The sequence below is a fragment of the Pseudomonas sp. D47 genome (genome assembly GCF_045447305.1).
Taxonomy (GTDB): Bacteria; Pseudomonadota; Gammaproteobacteria; order Pseudomonadales; family Pseudomonadaceae; genus Aquipseudomonas.
The window spans coordinates 1-1,319 of sequence record NZ_JBJGXU010000151.1; the positions used below are offsets into that span (position 1 = coordinate 1).

Annotated in this window: 1 protein-coding gene and 1 pseudogene; one reads left to right on the forward strand and one right to left on the reverse strand. The window is 55.5% G+C overall.

The genetic code is table 11. The features are described from left to right. The coding region (locus tag ACI77I_RS31970) for a hypothetical protein (protein WP_407000194.1) at window positions 1-388 on the forward strand (388 nt) is incomplete at its 5' end. A gap of 497 nt (window positions 389-885) precedes the next feature. Here ACI77I_RS31970 and ACI77I_RS31975 read toward each other — a convergent pair. Further along, window positions 886-1,116 (reverse strand): annotated as a pseudogene (locus ACI77I_RS31975) (integrase core domain-containing protein); the annotation flags it as partial. Between the last annotated feature and the right edge of the window lie 203 nt (window positions 1,117-1,319).

Genomic DNA, 1,319 nt, shown 5'->3' on the forward strand with positions numbered 1-1,319 from the left:
TGAAGGTGCTACAGGCGGCGGTACAGGCGGGACGGTTCCTATTATCAGTCTATTCATGACGCCGGACAAAATCGGACGTACCTGGAGTGAAGCGAATAATTATTGCTTGAATAAAGGTGCACGTCTTCCAACGAGAGATGAATTGATAACTCTATTCAAAACCGCAACGTCAGGTGTTTCTCCAAACGACGAAATGTGTAAGGTACACGGTTGGCCGCTGCGCGGGATGTGTGGGGGCAGTACGCCCAGCCAAAGCCTCCATTACTGGTCCAGCACCCGGGTCGGGACCGGCTCCCACGTCAGCGTCGGCCTGGACTACGGCAATCCCGCCGACGCCGGCGATACGCTCAGCCTCGACCATGTAGCTTGTATTATCCCAGGGTATTAATCTTTAGCTTTTAGTTTTTAAACGTGCTTTTGTTTTTGCTTGGGAGAAGTTGGTATATGGAGATTGGCGAACGTTTGCGGTTGAGTGAGTCCAGCGAGTGGTGGGCGTGTTTTCGAGAAGGGAGGTTTATCCGTTTTACGACGCGCACCTGGGCTGGTTTTGTCAGCAGGGTAAACCGCTCAAAGTGTTGCAGCGTTCGTTCAAAAAGATCAAGGGTCGGGTAGTGCTTTATGGAGGCTTGCCGCAGGCACGCTTGACTGTTGACGCGACACCTCGCCTTGGCGGTGCAGGCTGGATTTACCAGCATTGCAGGCTTGGTGTGTTGCGCAGCCGATAGCTACAACGCAGTTGTCGCCATCGGCTGCGGTGTACGCTGAAAGCGGGCAGCAGCAAGTGTTAAACGAACTGACCCAAGTAGGGCTAGCCAGTTGCACGCCATTGCAGGCACTGCAGTGGCTGGTGGACTGGCCCCTATCAAACCGGGCACCTACACCCCGTTAAATTGATGCCGCTGCCAAACGCCTAAACTCCCGTGATGAGCCGCATTTCAGCGCGCTGTGCGGATGCTCCTCGTTGTAATGCTCAAAGGCAATCGTCAGGTTGCGTAACGCTGTTTCCCGGTCAGGTTTGGGCATGTGCGCGACGTAGTCGCGCGTGATCGTTTTAACGAAGCTTGCGGCCATGCCGTTGCTCTGCGGGCTGCGTGTCGGGGCGGTCACTGGCTGCAGCCGATTTGTCGGGCAAACTGTCATGCCTGTTCAGGCGACCGGAGCCAGCTCTCAGTTTCCCGAAGTTTTTAGTCGAATGCTCCGCCCGATTGACTGAGAAGTGCCCTGCAGTGGTCACCGCACAGCATGAATCCAGACGGTTTCCAGCCGCCGCTTACTTCGCCTTATGGGGAGGTTTCTCGACGTACGGACGATTGAGGGTC